Source organism: Intestinibacter sp. (assembly GCF_034113885.1).
GTDB lineage: Bacteria > Bacillota > Clostridia > Peptostreptococcales > Peptostreptococcaceae > Intestinibacter.
The window spans coordinates 1-20,387 of sequence record NZ_JAXEWM010000134.1; the positions used below are offsets into that span (position 1 = coordinate 1).

Annotated in this window: 12 protein-coding genes, 1 tRNA gene, 1 pseudogene and 1 riboswitch; of the genes and pseudogenes, 7 read left to right on the forward strand and 7 right to left on the reverse strand. The window is 32.1% G+C overall.

What is annotated here, in order from left to right:
• Nucleotides 1-374: 374 nt before the first annotated feature.
• A complete protein-coding gene (locus tag SPD90_RS08270) occupies nt 375-1,778 on the reverse strand; it encodes a transposase (RefSeq protein WP_320924910.1) in 1,404 nt (467 codons plus the stop codon).
• Between the two features lie 154 nt (nt 1,779-1,932).
• Here SPD90_RS08270 and SPD90_RS08275 point away from each other — a divergent pair, with 154 nt between their 5' ends.
• From SPD90_RS08275 to SPD90_RS08295, 5 genes are all read left to right on the forward strand, one after another.
• Complete coding sequence (locus SPD90_RS08275; RefSeq protein ID WP_320924911.1) at nt 1,933-2,415, forward strand: NADH-quinone oxidoreductase subunit NuoE family protein; 483 nt, start codon at nt 1,933-1,935, stop codon at nt 2,413-2,415.
• A 1-nt stretch (nt 2,416) separates the two neighbouring features.
• Nucleotides 2,417-4,288: an NADH-quinone oxidoreductase subunit NuoF gene (locus SPD90_RS08280; RefSeq protein ID WP_320924912.1), complete on the forward strand. Its 1,872-nt coding sequence runs from the start codon at nt 2,417-2,419 to the stop codon at nt 4,286-4,288.
• Nucleotides 4,289-4,478: 190 nt separating this feature from the next.
• Complete coding sequence (gene fdhF, locus SPD90_RS08285) at nt 4,479-7,175, forward strand: formate dehydrogenase subunit alpha (RefSeq protein ID WP_320625690.1); 2,697 nt, start codon at nt 4,479-4,481, stop codon at nt 7,173-7,175.
• 250 nt (nt 7,176-7,425) lie between these two features.
• A complete protein-coding gene (gene fdhF / locus SPD90_RS08290; RefSeq protein WP_320924913.1) occupies nt 7,426-10,122 on the forward strand; it encodes a formate dehydrogenase subunit alpha in 2,697 nt (898 codons plus the stop codon).
• A 268-nt stretch (nt 10,123-10,390) separates the two neighbouring features.
• Nucleotides 10,391-10,528, forward strand: a riboswitch (molybdenum cofactor riboswitch).
• An 89-nt stretch (nt 10,529-10,617) separates the two neighbouring features.
• Nucleotides 10,618-11,841, forward strand: coding sequence for a molybdopterin molybdotransferase MoeA (locus SPD90_RS08295; RefSeq protein WP_320623819.1), 1,224 nt, complete (start codon nt 10,618-10,620; stop codon nt 11,839-11,841).
• A 137-nt stretch (nt 11,842-11,978) separates the two neighbouring features.
• Here the strand turns inward: SPD90_RS08295 and SPD90_RS15235 are convergent, their stop codons facing one another.
• The 6 genes and pseudogenes from SPD90_RS15235 to SPD90_RS08320 all read right to left on the reverse strand — a co-directional run bounded on the left by SPD90_RS15235 (nt 11,979) and on the right by SPD90_RS08320 (nt 16,957).
• On the reverse strand, nt 11,979-12,338 hold the full coding sequence (locus SPD90_RS15235) for a 4Fe-4S binding protein (RefSeq protein ID WP_331680544.1): 360 nt from the start codon (nt 12,336-12,338) through the stop codon (nt 11,979-11,981).
• Nucleotides 12,284-12,535: a hypothetical protein gene (locus SPD90_RS15240; protein ID WP_331680545.1), complete on the reverse strand. Its 252-nt coding sequence runs from the start codon at nt 12,533-12,535 to the stop codon at nt 12,284-12,286. The genes SPD90_RS15235 and SPD90_RS15240 overlap by 55 nt, the downstream gene beginning before the upstream one ends.
• Complete coding sequence (locus tag SPD90_RS08305; RefSeq protein ID WP_331680131.1) at nt 12,535-13,809, reverse strand: [FeFe] hydrogenase, group A; 1,275 nt, start codon at nt 13,807-13,809, stop codon at nt 12,535-12,537. Before SPD90_RS08305 ends, SPD90_RS15240 begins: the two co-directional genes overlap by 1 nt.
• Nucleotides 13,810-13,823: 14 nt before the next feature.
• The gene (locus SPD90_RS08310) at nt 13,824-14,375 is read right to left on the reverse strand and encodes a 4Fe-4S dicluster domain-containing protein (RefSeq protein WP_320623817.1); all 552 of its coding nucleotides are present in this window, start codon (nt 14,373-14,375) and stop codon (nt 13,824-13,826) included.
• 46 nt (nt 14,376-14,421) lie between these two features.
• Nucleotides 14,422-16,583 (reverse strand): annotated as a pseudogene (gene fdhF, locus SPD90_RS08315) (formate dehydrogenase subunit alpha).
• 277 nt (nt 16,584-16,860) lie between these two features.
• A tRNA-Sec gene (locus tag SPD90_RS08320) sits at nt 16,861-16,957 on the reverse strand.
• Between the two features lie 238 nt (nt 16,958-17,195).
• Between SPD90_RS08320 and selA the strand changes: the two genes are divergently transcribed.
• Both selA and selB read left to right on the forward strand, forming a co-directional pair.
• Nucleotides 17,196-18,599, forward strand: a complete 1,404-nt coding sequence (gene selA, locus SPD90_RS08325) for an L-seryl-tRNA(Sec) selenium transferase (RefSeq protein WP_320626587.1) — start codon at nt 17,196-17,198, stop codon at nt 18,597-18,599.
• 23 nt (nt 18,600-18,622) lie between these two features.
• Nucleotides 18,623-20,387, forward strand: a 1,765-nt coding sequence (selB, locus tag SPD90_RS08330; protein WP_320924914.1) for a selenocysteine-specific translation elongation factor, incomplete at its 3' end; no start/stop codon positions are given.

Here is a 20,387-nt window from a genome sequence, read left to right on the forward strand (position 1 = left end):
TTTTAGAAGTTTCGTAAAGGCTGAAAAGCATTAAACTTCCAAAATTCAAAGCTACGCTTATGTGGTTATTGTCAAATTGATTTCAGGTGTATTTTTAATATCACAGAAAAAATAGTTCAATTTGATATTGCAATTTAAAAAAATTTTTATATAAAATTTTTTTTAAATTGTAGAAATTTATCGGAGATTTGGACTAATATAATGGTATGTGGAAATATTATATTTAAAAATATTTTTTCTAAATATAGGGTCTTGCAGAATTAATTTATAATTTTACAAATTTATAAGAATAAGCATCAATGAACTTTTAATAATTTTAAAATTATTAAATTTGCGCAGCACAAATAAAACTATTAAAATAGTATTTTTTTAGATTATGCAATTAGAGATTTTATCGATTTGATTTTTGAAAAATCATTTGATTTATAAGCTAAAATGACAGTAACAAGTTGTGTAATTGCTGCAAATAAAATATTTGTTTTCATAGAGTTAGTATTTCTAATAAATGAATACTTTGAATTAAAACATATTTTAAGTTGAGATATAGTTCTTTCACAAATTGTTCTAATTTTATATAAATCATTCCAACGTTGAGTATTTCTAGGAACAGGAGTATTTAATCGATAATTACTATTTATACAAATTTGAACAATTCTTCCACATTTGGATTTAGTGCAACGATTATTACAACTTACTTTATAGGCCGTATGGCCATCAATTTTATACTTTTTAGATTTAGGGCAAATATACTTTAGACGATCTGAACGTCCTTTTTCTCTAGTGATTCCATCAAACTTCATTTCTAGTGTAGAATAATGAGGGCAAGTTGGAATCCCTTCGGGAGTAAAGTTTGGTTTAGGTAAATTACTTTGATTTCGCGGATTTAAAGGTATTATTGGACTTATATTTTTATCTTTGATTAAGTACTCATAATTGTCACAAGAATCAAAGCCTGCATCACCAAGAAAATATTTATATTTATACTCTGGGTGCAAAGAAAAATAATTTTCTAATACAGGAATTAGAGTTTTTGAATCATATTTGTCCTTGGCTGAATTTGGATTAAGTGAAAAATCCATTTCTTCATCATAAAAATCAATATGACGTATAATTCCTAAACCGTCTGTTACAATATTGCTTTTAACAAAAAATCCAAAGTGTGAATTGAGATAAGATAAATGAATTTCAGGATTTGCATAAGCATATTTAGGATATTGAGATTGTGCATATTTTTCTGGATTAAAATTTTCTATGTCATTTAATTTTCCAAAATTTTTACTTATTCTAAGTAAATTGGCATAGAATTTAGGGTTATTTTCCTTAACATATACCTCAAATCCAGTAGTATCAGATATTAAAATTGATGATAAAAAGGGATCAATTTCCTTTAACATAGGTTGTGTTATTTCTACTAAAACATGAAGAATTTGATTAACTTCTTTAGAAAACCTTGTACAAAATCTAGATATTTGAGATGCATGAGGAAGATCATCAAACTCACAAAAATCTCTCAATTCTTTAGAAAGAGATAGAAATCTTAAAAGAGTAGAGAATGTTGAAATACCTAAAATGTTTTTTAAAATAAAGAATTTAATCATAGAAGTTAAAGAATATTTTCTTTTTGAACCTACGGTTGAATAATACTTTTGTTTAACAGATTCTGGAATAATATTATGTAATTGAATATATTTTTCAAAAAGATAAAAGAAACTAGGCGTAGCCTTGGAATATAATATTGAAAAATTATTAAAAGTTGATTGATTTTTTAAAGTTATCATAGAGTTTTCCTCCTTATTCTGTTTTTTATTTGCTAACTAAATTGTAGTATAAGTGGGGGAATCTCTTTGATATAAATTTTGCTTATTATTGTAAATTCAACAAATTATTTAATTCGCAAGAGTCTATTTCTAAATAATTAAGGAGGGGGACAATATGCTAGATCAGTCTTATTATGACAAGACAGATGAAATTATCAAAGTTCATGACCCTAAAGCCAGTTCTTTGATTCCAGTTATACAAGATGTGCAAGCTGAGTATCGTTATTTGCCAGGAGAATTACTTTCTTATATTGCAGATAAATTAGGAATACCACTAGCAAAAGCATACAGCGTTGCAACATTTTATGAAAACTTTTCTTTTGATCCAAAAGGAAAATATGTTATTAAAGTATGTGATGGTACAGCATGCCACGTACGTAAATCAGTTCCAGTAAGAGAAGCATTACAAAAACATCTAGGTTTAGGTAATGGAAAAAATACAACTGATGATATGCTATTTACTATAGAAATAGTATCATGTTTAGGTGCTTGTGGTCTTGCTCCAGTCATGACTGTAAATGACAAAGTACATCCAAAGATGACTCCAGACAAAGCAATAGAAATAATTGAAGAGCTTAAAAAAGGAGAGTGCGAATAATATGAAAAGAATAGAAAATAGAGAACAATTAGAAGCTATTCGTAAAGAAGCAAAAGCGAAAATTGACGCAACTCCTATACGTATATTAATTTGTGGAGGTACTGGTTGTATATCAAGTGGATCACAATTAATATACGAAAAAATGAAAGAGTTAGTTGGAGACAACGACAATGTAGATGTAACACTTGAAGGACATGTTCCACATCCAGAAGTTAAGAAAAGTGGATGTCATGGTTTCTGTGAAATGGGACCTTTAATGAGAATTGAACCTTTAAATATACTTTATGTAAAAGTTCAACTTGAAGATTGTGAAGAAATCTATAATGAAACAATATTAAACAAAAATGTAATAGACAGATTAGTTTACAAACAAAATGGTAAATCTTATATAAGCCAAGAATCTATACCTTTCTATGAAAAACAAACTCGTATAGTTCTTAAAAACTGTGGTCATATAGATGCAGAACATATAGAAGAATACATAGCAGTTGGTGGATATAAAGGTTTGGAAAAGGTTTTATTCGACATGACTAAAGAAGAAGGATTAAACGAAATGTTGAAATCTGGACTTAGAGGTCGTGGTGGTGCTGGTTTCCCAACTGGTAAGAAATGGGAAAGTGTTGCAAAACAACCAGGACCTGAAAAATACGTAGTATGTAATGGAGATGAAGGTGACCCAGGTGCATTCATGGACAGAAGTATCATGGAAGGTGACCCTCACAAGATGATTGAAGGTATGATGATAGGTGCTTACTTAGTAGGTGCTTCAGAAGGATATATATATGTCCGTGCAGAATACCCATTAGCAGTTCAACGTTTGAAAATAGCAATAGCACAAGCTGAAGAATGTGGACTACTTGGAGATAATATATTAGGAACTGACTTTAGTTTCAGATTACATATAAATAGAGGTGCAGGAGCTTTCGTCTGTGGTGAAGGTAGTGCATTAACTGCTTCTATTGAAGGTAATCGTGGTATGCCAAGAGTTAAACCACCTCGTACTACTGAAAAAGGTTTATTTGAAAAACCTACAGTATTAAACAACGTTGAAACATATGCAAACGTTCCTATGATAATTGTAAATGGTGCTGATTGGTTTAGAACAATTGGTACAGAAGGAAGCCCAGGTACTAAAGCATTTGCCTTAACAGGTAGCGTTAATAATACAGGATTAATAGAAGTTCCAATGGGAACTACTTTAAGAGAAATCGTCTACGATATAGGTGGCGGTGTTAAAGACGGTGTTCCATTTAAGGCTGTTCAAATAGGTGGACCATCTGGTGGATGTCTAGTTGAAAAACATTTAGATTTACCATTAGAGTTCGACTCAGTTAAAAAATTAAACGCTATAATGGGTTCTGGTGGACTTGTTGTAATGGATGAAAACAGTTGTATGGTTGACGTTGCACGTTTCTTCATGAGTTTCACTCAAAGAGAATCTTGTGGTAAATGTACTCCATGTCGTATAGGAACTAAGAGAATGCTTGAAATCTTAGAAAAGATAACTGAAGGAAAAGGTACTTTAGAAGACTTAGATAAACTAGAAGAAACTGCAAATACAGTAAAAACTATGTCTCTATGTGGTCTTGGTAAGAGTGCTCCACTTCCAGTTATAAGTACATTAGACTTATTTAGAGATGAATATGAAGAACATATAATTGATAAAAAATGTAGAGCTCACGTATGTTCAGCATTAAAATCTTACAAAATTGATCCAGATAAATGTAAAGGTTGTACTAAGTGTGCAAGAAATTGTCCAGTAGGTGCTATAACTGGTGAAAAGAAACAACCACACGAAATCGATACTACTAAATGTATTAAATGTGGTGCTTGTCTTGAAGGATGTAAATTTGATGCTGTATATGTTGAATAGACATATTTACAAATATAAAATTCCATAATAAAAAACAATTTTATAAAAAATAATTATAAGATAATATGATACGAAAAATAAATAAAAAAAATTAAATATATTTTAAATTTAATAATATGATAGATTAATAAAATTTAATGATTAGACGAATTAAAATTTGACAAAAATAATAATTTAAGGAGGAAATAGTATGGTTAAATTAACTATAGATGGAATCCAAGTTGAAGCTGAAAAAGGAACTAGTATTTTACATGCAGCTGAAAGCGTTGGAATTGAAGTCCCTACGCTTTGCTATATAAAAGATTTATTACCAGATGGTTCTTGTAGAATGTGTATGGTAGAAATAGAAAGCAAGGGCAGAACTAAAATGGAAACTGCTTGTACTGCAAAAGTTGCTGACGGACTTGTTGTAACTACAAACAGTGAAAAAGTAAGAAATGCAAGAAGAAATGTTCTAGACATGTTATTATCAAATCATAAAACTGATTGTTTCTCATGTCCATCAAATGGGGATTGTAAACTTCAAGAATTATGTTTTGAATACGGTATAGAAAGAACTTCTTATGAAGGAGAACAAACTGAATTACCAATAGACGACACTAACCCATTCTTTACATATAATCCAAATCTTTGTATTTTATGTCATAGATGCGTAAATACTTGTCATAAAATAGTAGGACGTGGAGCAATAGACACTATGCAAAGAGGATTCGATTCAAAAATAGGAACACCATTTGATGTAGATTGGGAAAAAACTAATTGTGAATCTTGTGGAAACTGTGTTCAAGCATGTCCAACAGGTGCTCTTACAATGAAGAGAAGAAAGAATTATCGTAAATATCAAGTAGATAAGAAAGTCTTAACTACTTGTCCACACTGTGCTACAGGATGTCAATATTATTTATTAGTTAAAGATAATAAAATAGTTGATGTTGAAGCAGCAGATGGTCCATCAAATAAAGGTTTATTATGTGTTAAAGGTCGTTCAGGAAGTTTTGATTTCGTTCACTCAGAAGATAGAATAAAATATCCTTTAATAAAAAATAAGGAAACAGGAGAATTTGAAAGAGCTACTTGGGATGAAGCATTAGATTTAGTAGCAACAAAATTCTTAGATATAAAGAAAAATTATGGAACAGATGCGTTAGCTGGTTTTGCATGCTCTCGTTCAACAAACGAAGATATATACATGTTGCAAAAACTAGTTCGTTGTGGATTTGGCAACAACAACGTAGATAACTGTGCTCGTGTCTGACATGCTCCAACTGTCGCAGGTCTTGCGATGACACTAGGCTCAGGAGCCATGACTAACACAATAGCAGATACAACAGGGAAATCAGATTTAATTATGTTAGTTGGATCTAACCCAGAAGTAGCACATCCAGTTATCGGTATGCAAATACGTCAAGCTGTTGCTAATGGAACTAAACTTATAGTAGTAGATCCTCGTGATATAGATTTAGCTAAAAAAGCTGATATACATATAAAATTAAAACCTGGTACAAACGTTGCATTTGCTAATGGTATAATGCATGTAATTATAGAAGAAGGACTTCAAGATTTAGATTTTATAAATTCTCGTACTGAAGGTTACGAAGAACTTAAGGAAATAGTTAAGGATTATACTCCAGAAAAAGTTGCTGAAATATGCAATATAGATGCTGATGATTTAAGAAAAGCAGCAAGAATGTATGCTAAAGCTGACAGAGCCCCAATCATGTACTGCTTAGGTGTTACTGAACACTCAACTGGTACAGAAGGTGTTATGTCAATGTCTAATATGGCAATGTTAGTTGGTAAATTAGGAAAAGAAGGTTGCGGTGTTAACCCAATACGTGGACAAAACAACGTACAAGGTGCTTGTGATATGGGTGCTATGCCTACAGATTTCCCAGGATATCAAAAAGTTGATAATCCAGAAGTATTAGCTAAATTTGAAAAAGCTTGGGGAGTTAAATTAAATCCAAAACCTGGTATAAAAGCAACTGAAGTATTCCCAGCTGCCATAAGAGGAGACGTAAAAGGTCTATTTATATTTGGAGAAGATCCAGTCGTAACTGATGCAGACACTAATCATATTATTAAAGCGTTAGAAAGCTTAGATTTCTTAGTAATGAGCGAATTGTTTATGACTGAAACAGCTAAATATGCTGATGTTATATTACCAGGTGTAAGTTACGCTGAAAAAGAAGGTACATTCTCTAATACAGAAAGACGTGTTCAAAGAGTACGTAAAGCTGTAGAAGTAGAAGGAGAAATGAGATTAGATACAGATATATTCATAGATTTATTGAATAGAATGGGATATCCACAACCTTATTTAACTTCTGCTGAAATAATGGATGAAGTGGCTTCATTAACTCCAAGTTTCGCTGGTATAAGCCATAAGAGACTTGATGAAGTTGGAAGTTTACAATGGCCATGTACAAGCAAGGATCATCCAGGAACACCTATACTACATGTAGGTAAGTTTGCTAGAGGACTTGGATATTTCTATCCAGCTAGATATATTCCATCTGCTGAATTACCAGATGATGAATATCCATTTATACTTATGACTGGTCGTATATTATATCACTATAATGCTATAGCTATGACTGGTAGAACTGAAGGTTTAATGCAACTAGCTAATAAATCATTTATAGAAATGAATATTGCAGATGCTGAAGCCATAGGTGTTAAAGATGGTGATAAAGTAAAAGTTGCTTCAAGACGTGGTCAAATAGAAACTACTGCAGTTGTTGGAACTAAGGTATCTCCAGGTGAAACTTGGATGCCATTCCACTTCCCAGATGGAAACTGTAACTGGTTGACAAATGCTGCTCTTGATAAATTTGCAAAAGCACCAGAATATAAAGTATGTGCTATTAAAATTACAAAAGCATAGAAAAGTTGAATCAGTATAAAGTATGTTATATGTATCATATATAAAGCAAATAACGTACCCTTAAACATGAGTTTATTACATTAGAAATAAATAGTGTAAATTAAAGATACTCGATGAAAATTTATATAAACTAAATTATATTGGATTGTATCACAGTTTTGATGCTGTGATACTTTCCCAAAATATATAATTAGTTTTTATAATATATAAGCAAATTAGATTTTCTTATATAAATAAGGGAGGAAATAAGATGGTACGTTTAACTATAGATGGTAAAGCTGTAGAGGCTGAAAAAGGAACATCAATTTTACATGCTGCAGAATCTGTTGGCATTAAAATACCTACTTTATGCTATATAAAAGATTTGTTACCAGATGGTTCGTGTAGAATGTGTATGGTAGAAATCGAAAATAAAGGAAGAACAAAAATGGAAACTGCTTGTACTGCACAAGTTGCTGAAGGACTTGTTGTAACTACAAACAGTGAAAAAGTAAGAAATGCAAGAAGAAATGTTCTAGACATGTTATTATCAAACCATAAAACTGATTGTTTCTCTTGTCCATCAAATGGAGATTGTAAACTTCAAGATTTATGTTATGAATATGGCATAGAAAGAACTACTTATGAAGGTGAACAAACTGAATTACCAATAGATGATAGTAACCCATTCTTCACATATAATCCAAACCTTTGTATTTTATGCCATAGATGTGTAAACACTTGTCATAAGATAGTTGGACGTGGAGCAATAGATACTATGGAAAGAGGATTTGATTCTGCCATAGGAACTCCTTTCCATGTAGATTTAACAGATACTAACTGTGAATCTTGTGGAAACTGTGTTCAAGCATGTCCAACAGGCGCTCTTACAATGAAGAGAAGAAAGAATTATCGTAAATATCAAATAGATAAGAAGGTCTTGACTACTTGTCCACACTGTGCAACAGGATGTCAATATTATTTATTAGTTAAAAATAATAAAATAGTTGATGTTGAAGCAGCAGATGGTCCATCAAATAAAGGTTTACTATGCGTTAAAGGTCGTTCAGGAAGTTTCGATTTCGTTCATTCAAAAGAAAGAATAAAATACCCTTTAATCAAAAATCATGAAACAGGAGAATTTGAAAGAGCTACTTGGGACGAAGCATTAGATTTAGTAGCTTCTAAATTCTTAGAAATAAAAAGAAAATATGGCTCTGACGCATTAGCAGGTTTTGCTTGTTCTCGTTCACCTAACGAAGATTGCTACATGATGCAAAAATTAGTTCGTTGTGCATTTGGAACAAATAACGTAGATAACTGCGCTCGTGTTTGTCACTCTGCATCAGTTGCTGGTTTAGCTATGACTTTAGGTTCAGGAGCGATGACTAACCCAATCGAAGATATAACTAAAAATCCAGACGTTATAATGTTAGTTGGATCTAACCCAGAAGAAGCACATCCAGTTGTCGGTATGCAAATACGTCAAGCTGTACAAAGAGGTTGTAAACTTATAGTAGTTGACCCTCGTGATATAGATTTAGCTAAAAAAGCTGATATACATCTAAAATTAAAACCAGGTACAAATGTTGCATTTGCTAATGGTATTATGCACGTAATCATAGAAGAAGGACTTCAAGATATGGACTTCATCAATGAACGTACTGAAGGTTATGAAAAAATAAAAGAAATAGTTAAAGACTATACTCCAGAAAAGGTTGCAGAAATCTGTCATATAGATGCAGATGATTTGAGAAAAGCTGCTATAATGTATGCTAAAGCTGACAAAGCTCCAATCATCTACTGTCTAGGAGTTACAGAACACTCAACTGGTACTGAAGGTGTTATGTCAATGTCAAATATGGCAATGTTAGTTGGTAAATTAGGTAGAGAAGGTTGTGGTGTTAACCCACTTCGTGGACAAAACAACGTACAAGGTGCTTGTGACATGGGTGCTATGCCAGGAGATTTCCCAGGATATCAAAAAGTTTCTAATCCAGAAGTATTAGCTAAATTTGAAAAAGCTTGGGGAACTAAATTAAATCCTAATCCAGGAAAACATGCAACAGATGTATTCCCTGCTATAATAAAAGGAGAAATTAAAGGACTTTATATCTTCGGTGAAGACCCAATAGTAACTGACCCTGATACTAACCACGTTATAAAAGCATTAGAAAGCTTAGATTTCTTCGTAATGAATGAATTATTCATGACTGAAACTGCTAAATATGCCGACGTTATATTACCAGGTGTAAGTTATGCTGAAAAAGAAGGTACATTCTCTAATACAGAAAGACGTGTTCAAAGAGTACGTAAAGCTGTAGAATTAGAAGGTGAAATGAGATTAGATACTGATATATTCATAGACATAATGAATAGAATGGGATATCCACAACCTCATTTAACTTCAGCTGAAATAATGGATGAAATAGCTTCAGTAACTCCAAGCTTTGGTGGTATAAGCCATGAAAGACTTGATAGAGAAGGCGGACTACAATGGCCTTGCCCAACTAAAGATCATCCAGGAACTCCAATAATGCACGTTGGTAAATTTACTAGAGGATTAGGTTGGTTCTATCCAGCTGAATACATTCCATCTGCCGAATTGCCAGATGATGAATATCCAATTATATTAATGACTGGACGTATACTATATCATTACACTACAAGAGCAATGACTGGTAAAACTGAAGGTTTAATGCAAATAGCTGGTAAATCATTTATAGAAATGAATGAAAAAGATGCTGAAGCTATAGGAGTTAAAGATGGAGATAGAGTAAAAGTTTCTTCAAGACGTGGTGAAATCGAAACAACTGCTCGTGTTGGAACAAAAGTATCTCCAGGTGAAACTTGGATGCCATTCCACTTCCCAGATGGAAACTGTAACTGGTTGACAAATGCTGCATTAGATAAATATGCAAGAATACCGGAATACAAAGTTTGTGCTGTAAAAGTAGAAAAAGCATAGAACAAGTGTTAAAAATTTATTTTAAAATCAAGAAGTAATTAGGTGTCAGTACCTATAAATATTAGAAAATATAGGTGCTGGCTAGTTTAATATAGTAAAAGTTGCCTATATAGTTATTTATACAACTGAAAAAAAGTATTTGTTATGTTAAAATTAAATCAAAGTTCGAGATATATGTGATATTTAAATTCGATAGTTGATTTTATGGGTGGAAGAAATCATATTATCGGGTGGAATTAAAAATATTGCAGATATGAAAGAAGCTTAAAAATTGAATAGTCTCCGAGCGAAAACATCTAAGGAGTAAATCTATGATGTCGAGCCAAGTGATTAAAAAATTGCTTCTGGTTACAATGGAAACGTTGTGGCCATCCGTTGTTTGAAAAGGAGAAAATTATGCAAAAAAGGTATATAAAATACCTTTTATTAATAATGCTATATTTTCTATTTTTTCAAATAATAGGTTATATAGCATTTTTTTTGGGAGGGATAAATTTGGGAGGGATAAATATGGTAGGTATAGAGCTTGAATTAGCTGTAAAATTGATTTGTGATTCTGTTAAAGCCATAGATGAAGTAGAAGAAATAAGTATAGAAAATGCTAGAGGTAGGATCTTAGCAGAAGATATAATTGCACCAATTAATCAGCCTCCTTTTGATCGTTCGCCATTAGATGGCTATGCTCTAAGATCAGAGGATATTAAGGGTGCAAGCAAACAAAATCCAGTAAAATTAAAGGTTATAGATGAAATACTTGCTGGAGGATATACACATAAAAAGCTAGGCAAAAATGAGGCTGTGATAGTCATGACAGGTTCAAAATTGCCAAAAGGATGTGACTGTGTAATAAGACAAGAATCTACTGATTATGGCATGGATACAGTTAAAATATATGAGGAAGTAAAGCACCACCAAAACTACTGTTTTGAAGGTGAGGATATACAAAAGGGCAGTAGATTAATACAAAAAGGAGAAAAAATAAGCAATATACATATAGGTGTGATAGCATCTATGGGATACGAAAATATAAAGGTAATAAGAAGACCAAAGGTAGCCTTGATAAGTACAGGTGACGAGGTTGTATGTGGAGGAAAAAGTCTTGCTGAAGGTAAAATTTATGACAGCAATAGAAGAATGATAGCCTCTAGACTAGAAGAATTAGGCTGTGAAGTAGTCATGGCTGAAGTTTTAGGTGATGATGAAAATTTAATTGCAAATGAAATTAAAAAAATTATAGATATTATAGATGTAGTATTTACTACAGGTGGAGTTTCTGTAGGTAAAAAGGATATTATGCACGAGGTTATAAAAGTTTTAAATGCGAAAAAGATTTTCTGGAGAGTAAATATGAAGCCAGGGACACCTGCTATATATGCACTTTATCAAAATAAGCCTTTACTTTGCTTATCAGGAAATCCATTTGCAGCGGCCGCTACATTTGAATTGATGGGAAAACCATTATTATATAAACTATTAAAAGATCCAGATTTGAAAGAAGAGAAAAAACAAGCTATATTGCAAGATGATTTCTTAAAAGCGAGTAGAGGAAGAAGATTTATAAGGGCTATTTACGATGATGGAGAAGTATATCTTCCTAAAAATGGAGGTCATTCATCAGGAATGTTATCTTCTATGATAGGTTGCAATTGTCTAGTTGATATAAAGCCAGGGACTTTAGCTCTAAACAAAGGACAGAAGGTCGAAGTAGTACTTTTATAAAGAATTTCTATAGAGTCGAAGGGAGATCAGAGATAGATTAAAATCTATTTTTGATCTCCCTTCTTATTGTGGGTTTTAAATATTTATTTAAAAAACACTTGATAGCTTATTTTAAGCATATTAGAAATCGTATTTTTCTAAATATTGTTTATTCCAGCGGCAGTAGCTTTTCTCTTGTTTTTGATTGAAGAAGTAATATCTTCTTCATGGATAATTTTAAATGCAGCAGTTGGACAAACTCTTACACAGGCAGGTCCGTTTTCAGAGCCGCTACAAAGATCGCATTTATTAGCTACCATTTTTTCGATACAGAAAAGTTTATCGTCTGGAATATTTTCTAAATCTACAGTATGACCAGATTCAGTATCGTTTAAGTTAATTGCACCAAATGGGCATGCTAGCATACAGTTTTTACATCCTATACATTTCTTTTCATCTACAACTATAGCATTGTTTGATCTACTAATAGCGTTTTGAGGACAAGCCTTTGCGCGCAAGGAGCATCTTCGCATTGTCTACATTGAATAGGTGCAGAAACTTGTGCATTTTTAACGACTTCAAGCTTAGGATTGAAGTTTATATCCTCAGGTTTTTGATGGAATATATTTTCTTCACTATGTTCTACAACGCAGGCAATCATACAAGTTCTACAACCAATGCATTTTATTGGATCAGCAACTACGAAATAATTCATTACTTAGTCACTTCCTTTCCAATACAATATTTAGTATGTAATAAGTGATGAGAAATTTCTCCTAGAGGTTCTTTTAAGAACTCTGAGTATATCTTAGTAATCTCTGGATTAGTATGAGATTTTCTAAGAGGTAAATTAGCATCATGTACATAAGTCGCTTTAGTTCTATTTTCATATGCAGTTTGTCTATATTCTTCTAATAATAGTTTTGGTTGACCTCCACCACTTACACATCCTACAGGACAAGTCATAACTTCTATAAAATCTAAATCAAGCTTTCCTGCTTTTAAATCTTCTAAAACAGGAACTACATTTTTAAGACCAGTTACAATACCTACCTTTAGAGTTAAATCTCCGATTTGTATTTCTGCAGCTCTAAAGCCTTCAGAGCCTCTTACAGCAGGTATATCTATACTTGGAATTTCTTCTCCTGTTATAACTTCGTATGCAGTTCTAAGAGCTGCTTCCATAACACCACCAGTTACACCGAATATAGTACCGGCACCAGTGTAAATACCTAGTGGACTTTCAAATTCGATTTCTTCTAGAGTGTTAAAATCTATACCTGCATCTTTTATTAAATAAGCAAGCTCTCTGGTAGTTAAAACTGCATCTACATCTCTATATCCACTTGAATTCATTTCAGGTCTATCACATTCATATTTTTTACATGTACAAGGCATTATAGAAACGCTGTATATATCTTTTGCGTCTATGTTGTTTATTTTAGCACCATAAGTTTTAAATACTGCACCAGCCATTTGTTGAGGTGATTTACAAGAAGATAAGTGATCTGTAAGTTCAGGATAATTATCTTCCATAAATTTAACCCAAGCTGGACAACAAGAAGTAAACATAGGTAGAGTTCCACCATTTGTCACTCTCTTGATTAATTCATTTCCTTCTTCCATTATAGTTAAATCTGCTGCAAAGTTTGTGTCGTAAACTTTGTCAAAATTAAGTGCTTTTAAAGCAGCTGCCATTTTTCCTGGAGTTAAAGAACCTAAATCCATTCCGAATTCTTCTCCAAGTGCAACTCTAACAGCTGGAGCGCATTGAACCATTGTTATTTTAGTAGGATCTTTTAGAGCAGCTTTAACTTTGTCAACATCGCATACATTGTTTGCTGCAAATAATGGTTCGTTTATAACTTCAGGTACTTTTCTTTCTTCTTTTTTGTTTTGTACAAATTCTGGTCCATAATCTATAACAGATGCATATGATTTACAGACTTGAACACATTGTCCACATACGACACATTTATCGGGATTGATTCATCCTCCTTTTCCTATTTATTAGTTGATAATAAGCTCATAGCGGCTTTTATATTTTTAGCTTTTTTATCTTCTAAAGGAGTGACAAGTTTTAAAGCTTGATTAGGACAAGCATTTATACAAGCTATTTTATCTTTACCTTTACATAAATCACATTTATAAGCAATTTTATTGCTTTCATCAATTGCTCTTTGTTCTACAGGTTTACCATCTATATATTGAGTCATTAAATCTATAGCTCCAAAAGGACAAGCAAGTAAGCATGTTTTACATCCGATACATTTAACTTCATCGACAATTACTGAATTATCGATTCTAGAAATTGCTTTGACTGGACATGTATTTAAACAAGGAGCATCTTCGCAATGTCTACATTGTATTGGCATACATACGGCTTCATCTTTTACTAGATAAAGTCTAGGTATTACAGGAACTTCAACAGTTCCAACTGTAAATCCTACGTTATTATTTTCATTGTGAGTAGCGAAACAAGCAACTTCACAAGCTCTACAGCCAGTGCATTTACTAGGGTCAGCAACTACAAATGAACCTAATTTATTTTTCATAATTTCTCCACCTCTCGATAGTATAGTTCACATTTAAATTTACAGGCTAAGCTTTTTTATTAGACATTTTATCCTTTAAATCTTGATAAGTGTCTTTGATACATTGTTCAGCCCAAGCTTGATCTTCTATTTTTTCAACCTTAACAGCACAGTATTTGTACTCTGGAGTTTTTGAAACTGGATCAAGACTAGCGATAGTAAGTTCGTTACAAGCGCCTACCCACCATTGGTAAGTCATATATGTAGCACCTGGTTGAACTCTATCTGTAACTAATGCTCTTGTTAAAACACTACCTCTTCTAGAGCTTACTCTGATAATTTCATTTTCTTTTATACCAAGTCTTTCAGCATCTTGGTCGTTTATTTGAAGATATCCAGGTTCATCTTCTAGTTGGGCTAGTGCTCTACAGTTACCAGTCATTGTTCTAACTGAATAGTGACCAACCTCTCTTACTGTAGATAAACTAAATGGATATTCTTCATCTTCTATTTCGTATGGAGGTCTCCATTCAGCTGCGAATAATTTACCTCTATGGTTATCAGTAGAGAAAATACCATCTTTATGTAAGTACATAGTACCTCTATCATCATCAGATTCACTTCTGCATGGCCATTGGATACAGCCGTATTTTTCCATTTTTTCATAAGTTGCACCGAAGAAACTAGGAGTTAAGCTTCTCATTTCGTCCCAAATTTCCTTAGTATTGTTGTAGTGCATTGGATAACCCATTGCAGTAGAAACTTCACAAATTATTTGCCAGTCAGTTTTTACGTCGCCTTTTGGTTCGACTGCTTTTCTGATTCTTTGGAATCCTCTATCAGCACAAGAATAAACACCATCATGTTCACCCCAAGATGTAGCAGGGAATACAACATCTGCATGAAGTGCAGTTTTGTTCATGAATATATCTTGAACAACTACAAATTCACATGCGTCAAGTGCTTCTCTTACTTCTGAAGCATCTGGGTCGCTTTGTACTGGATCTTCACCGAAGATGTAGTAAGCTTTTATTTTATGTTCTTCTAATACTGCATGAGGAACTTCTGTTAATTTAACTCCGACTTCGCTAGGAAGTTTGACACCCCAAGCCTTTTCAAATTTAGCTCTTACTTCAGGATTAGTTACCTTTTGGTATCCTGGATATGAATCTGGTAATGCACCCATATCGCAAGCACCTTGAACGTTGTTTTGTCCACGAACAGGACCTATACCAACATTAGGTCTACCAAGGTTTCCTGTAAGTAATGCAAGTGATGCTAAACCTTTAACGACATCAACTGCTTGTGAGAATTGACAGACACCCATACCGTAAAGTATCATAGAGTCTTTTGCGTTTGCATATTCTCTCATAGCTTTTCTGATTATATCAGCAGGTATATTAGTGTATTTAGCTGCGTATTCAGGAGTATAAGGTTCAACTATTTTCTTGTATTCTTCAAAGTAATCTGTATGTTCTTTTACAAATTTTTCATCATATAAATGTTCATTAATTAAAACATTTCCGAATGCATTAACAAGTACCATATTAGTACCACCTTTTATAGGTAAATGCATATCAGAAATTCTCGCTGTTTCAGTGACTCTAGGGTCAACTGTTATTATTTTTGCACCCTTTTCTTTTGCTTTTACAATTCTTCTTGCAACGATTGGGTGTGAATCTGCTCCATTATATCCAAATATTAATAATAAATTAGCATCTTCAATTTCTGGTATAGAGTTAGACATTGCTCCACTACCTAATGAGTAAGCCAGACCGGCTACAGAAGGAGCATGTCAGACACGTGCGCAGTGGTCTACATTGTTAGTACCAACTGCGGCTCTCATAAATTTTTGCATTATGTAGTTTGCTTCATTACCAGGTCCTCTGGCAGATCCTGTACCCATGATTGCATCAGGACCGTATTTTTGTTTGATTTCATTTAAGCGATCTGCAGTGTAAGTAATCGCTTCTTCCCATTCGACTTCTTCTAAAACCCCATTTTTTCTTATTAGAGGTTTAGTAAGTCTAGGTGTTAAAATTTGAGGGTCATTTAGGAAATCCCATCCATAATGGCCTTTTAAGCAAAGTGTACCTTGATTTGTTCTACCGTTTGTCTACCGTTTGCAGGTTCGCTTCTTAGAATTTGATTCTTTTCTTTGTCAACAACTAGGTAAAATTGACATCCTGCGCCGCAGTAAGGACAAGTCGTCAAAACTTTCTTTTCCATACTGTTTTACCTCCTTAATTAATTAATTTTGGGTGGAATATATAAAATTTATATTGGTATATCGCGATTAAAGTGTTAATTGATATATAATATAAATTTATATTAAAATTTTTTAAAAAAGTAATTATAAAAATATGATAATTATATAATATAATTCTATAGTAAAAATTTCTGTTGTTATAAAAACAAATAATGTAAATTATAGAATTGCTATAAAATAGTGTAATATATGTAAAATTGTAATATTTTGTAATAATTATTTAGTATTTTTGCAAAATGGCGGGAAAGGGTGGGAATCGAACCCACCTAAGAGGCTCCTAACCCCTCGTACTAGTTTTGAAGACTAGAGAGCACACCAGCACTCATCCATTCCCAAATATTAAATTATAATAACAATTTAATAATAGCAATTTATTTGTAAAATTTCAACTTTATTTTAAATTTTAAAAATTTATAGTAGCAATTATCGAATTAAGTATTATAATTTTAAAATAAAGAAGTAATTATTAATATGAAAATTATAAAATATATATTAAAATAAAATGTTAATTTATATAAAAAATAACAAATTATATAATTAAAAAAATAACAAATTTAAAGGGGTGAATAGCTTTGAAAAAAAATCAAGCTTTTTCAAAATTGCCTTCAGTTGATAAAATTTTATCAAATCCTAGAATAGAGGATTTAATAAATTGCTACCCGAGAAAACTAATATTAGAATCTATAAGAGAAAAAATAAATCAAAAGAGAGAAGAGATTATTTTTCTAGATGAAAAGGATATAGATTCATTTGATATAAAAGAAGAGGATTTAATTTCAGATATAATAAATTGCGTAAAGGACAAGTTTGAGCTGTCTATTAAAAAGGTTGTAAATGGCACAGGAGTGATTTTACATACTAATTTAGGAAGATCTAGACTCAGTCCAAAGATAAAAGATGAGTTAATAAATATTGCATTTGGATATAGCAATTTGGAGTACGATTTATCAGAGGGACAAAGAGGTTCTAGATATGATCATTTAGTAGAAATTATAAAAGAGCTTACAGGGGCAGAGGATGTTTTAGTTGTAAATAATAATGCTGCGGCTGTATTATTAGTTCTCGATACATTGGCTAGGGATGGAGAGATTATAGTATCTAGAGGTGAGCTTGTGGAAGTGGGTGGAAGCTTTAGAATATCTAGTATTATGGAGCTAGGTAGCGGAAAATTAGTAGAGGTCGGCTCCACAAATAAAACACATATAAGAGATTACAAGAAAGCATTTAACGAAAATACTAAAGCTATAATGAAGGTACATACGAGCAATTACAAAATTTTAGGATTTACGGAATCTGTCGAAATTGATCAATTAAAACAGGAAGAGGAATTTAGAGAATTGCCTATTATTGAGGATTTGGGAAGTGGTGTATTTATAGATTTATCTAAGTACGGATTGTCATACGAACCTACTGTAATAGATTCAATCAAAAAAGGAGCAGATGTAGTTACATTTAGTGGAGATAAAATGTTAGGAGGTCCACAAGCTGGAATTATAGTCGGCAAGAAAAAATACATAAAAAAAATGAAAAAAAATCAGCTTACAAGGGCATTGAGAGTTGATAAAATGACGATAGCAGCTTTAGAAGCTACATTGAGAATATATTTAGATGAAAAGGATGCTATAGAAAATATTCCAACTTTAAAGATGATTACTTGTAAATTAGAAGAACTAGATAAAAAGGCTGATTTACTTTTACATAAAATCCTAAATTTAAATATAGATGCAGCTGTTGAAAAACAAAAGGATGTATCTCAAGTAGGGGGAGGCTCAATGCCACTTGAAAAGCTAGATACATACACAATTGCGATTAAACCAAATAAATTTAGCGTATCTTATCTAGAAAAGACACTTAGAAATAGTGAGTCACATATAATAGGCAGAATAAATGAAGATAAATATATTTTAGATGTCAGAACTATAGAAGAGAATGAATTTGATTTTATAATAAAGGAATTAAAGAAAGTTTTTAATTAAATTTTGAGGGGGACTTCTTTGGAATGAAAAATGTAATTGTAGGAACAGCAGGGCATATAGACCATGGAAAAACAACGTTGATAAGGGCTCTTACAGGTAGGGAAACTGATAATTTAAAAGAAGAAAAGCAAAGGGGAATATCTATTAATCTAGGATTTACATATTTTGACTTGCCTAGCAATAAAAGAGTCGGTATAGTCGATGTTCCAGGACATGAAAAATTTATAAAAAATATGCTAGCTGGGGCGTGTGGTATAGATATTGTTTTATTGGTTATAGCAGCTGATGAAGGTGTAATGCCACAAACTATCGAGCATTTAGATATTTTAAATTATTTAGATGTCAAAAATGGAATAATTGTTTTGACTAAATGCGACTTAGTAGATCAGGAATTTATAGAATTAGTCAAAGATGATATAAAGGAAAAGGTAAAGGGATTATTTATTGAAAAAGCTTCTGTTGTAGAAGTCGACTCTGTATCTAAAAGAGGACTAGACCAATTGATTGCGAAAATTGACGAATTAAGTGAAAATATAGAGGAAAAGAAAATCGATTCACCATCGAGAATGAGTATAGATAGAGTTTTTTCGCTTAAGGGATTTGGAACTATAGTAACAGGAACTTTAATTGAAGGAAAGATAGATTTAGACGATGAGCTCACTATATATCCGACCGAAAAGATTGTAAAGGTCAGAAATTTGCAGGTTCATGGACAGGATGTGAATACAGCATATGCAGGTCAGAGAACAGCTATAAATCTATCTAATATAAAGGTCAGTGAAATACAAAGAGGAGATGTAATTGCAGCTACTGGCTCAGTAGAAGAGTCTATGATGATAGATGTAAATATATCTCTAGTAGAGCATGCTAAAAAGAGCTTAAAGCACTGGGATAGAATAAGAATTTTCCACGGAACAAGGGAGATTCTATGTAGAATAGTTCCCTTAAATGAAAATCAGATATCTTACGGAGAAAGCGGATACGCTCAACTCAGACTTGAAGATAAAATCGTAGCTAAAAAAGGCGATAGATTTATAATTAGATCCTATTCGCCTATGGAGACAATAGGTGGTGGAGTTATAATAGATACAGCTCCTAAAAAGCACAAGATATACGATGAAAAAGTAATTGAAGCCTTGAAAGTCAAGGAAAGAGGAGAATTAAAGGACATAATAGAAGAGTATCTAAAGCTAAAATTAGCTAATTACATAACTTTAAAGGATTTAATAAGCTATACAGGTGACAATGAAGAAGATATAAAATTTCAACTAGATGCTTTAATACAAGATAACAAGGTTGTCCAAGTAAATAAATATTATATGCATATAAATCAGTACGATAAATTATGCCAAAGGATAGTAGAAATTTTAAACGATTACCATAAAAGATATAGACTTAGAAATGGTATTTTAAAGGAAGAGCTTAGATCTAGAGCTGACAATAATTTAAAAGTAAAAGATATGGATGTAATATTAAATAAAATGGTTCAAAATAAAAAAATCAAAATTGAAAAAAATTTAGTATCTAACTACGATTTTGAAGTGTGCTTTAATAAAAAGCAGTTAGAAATAAAAAAAGAAATTGAAAATAAATTTAGAAAAAATGGATTAAGCTCGCTTTTAACAGAGGAAGAGATTTGTGGAAAAGATAAATTTTATAAAGAGGTTTTTGAGGCTTTAATAGGAGAAACTGTTCAAAAGATAAATGATGAACAATTCCTAGATAAAAAAGTGTATGAAAAAGTAAAAAATGATTTAGTAAATTATTTAAAGAAAAATAAAGAAATAA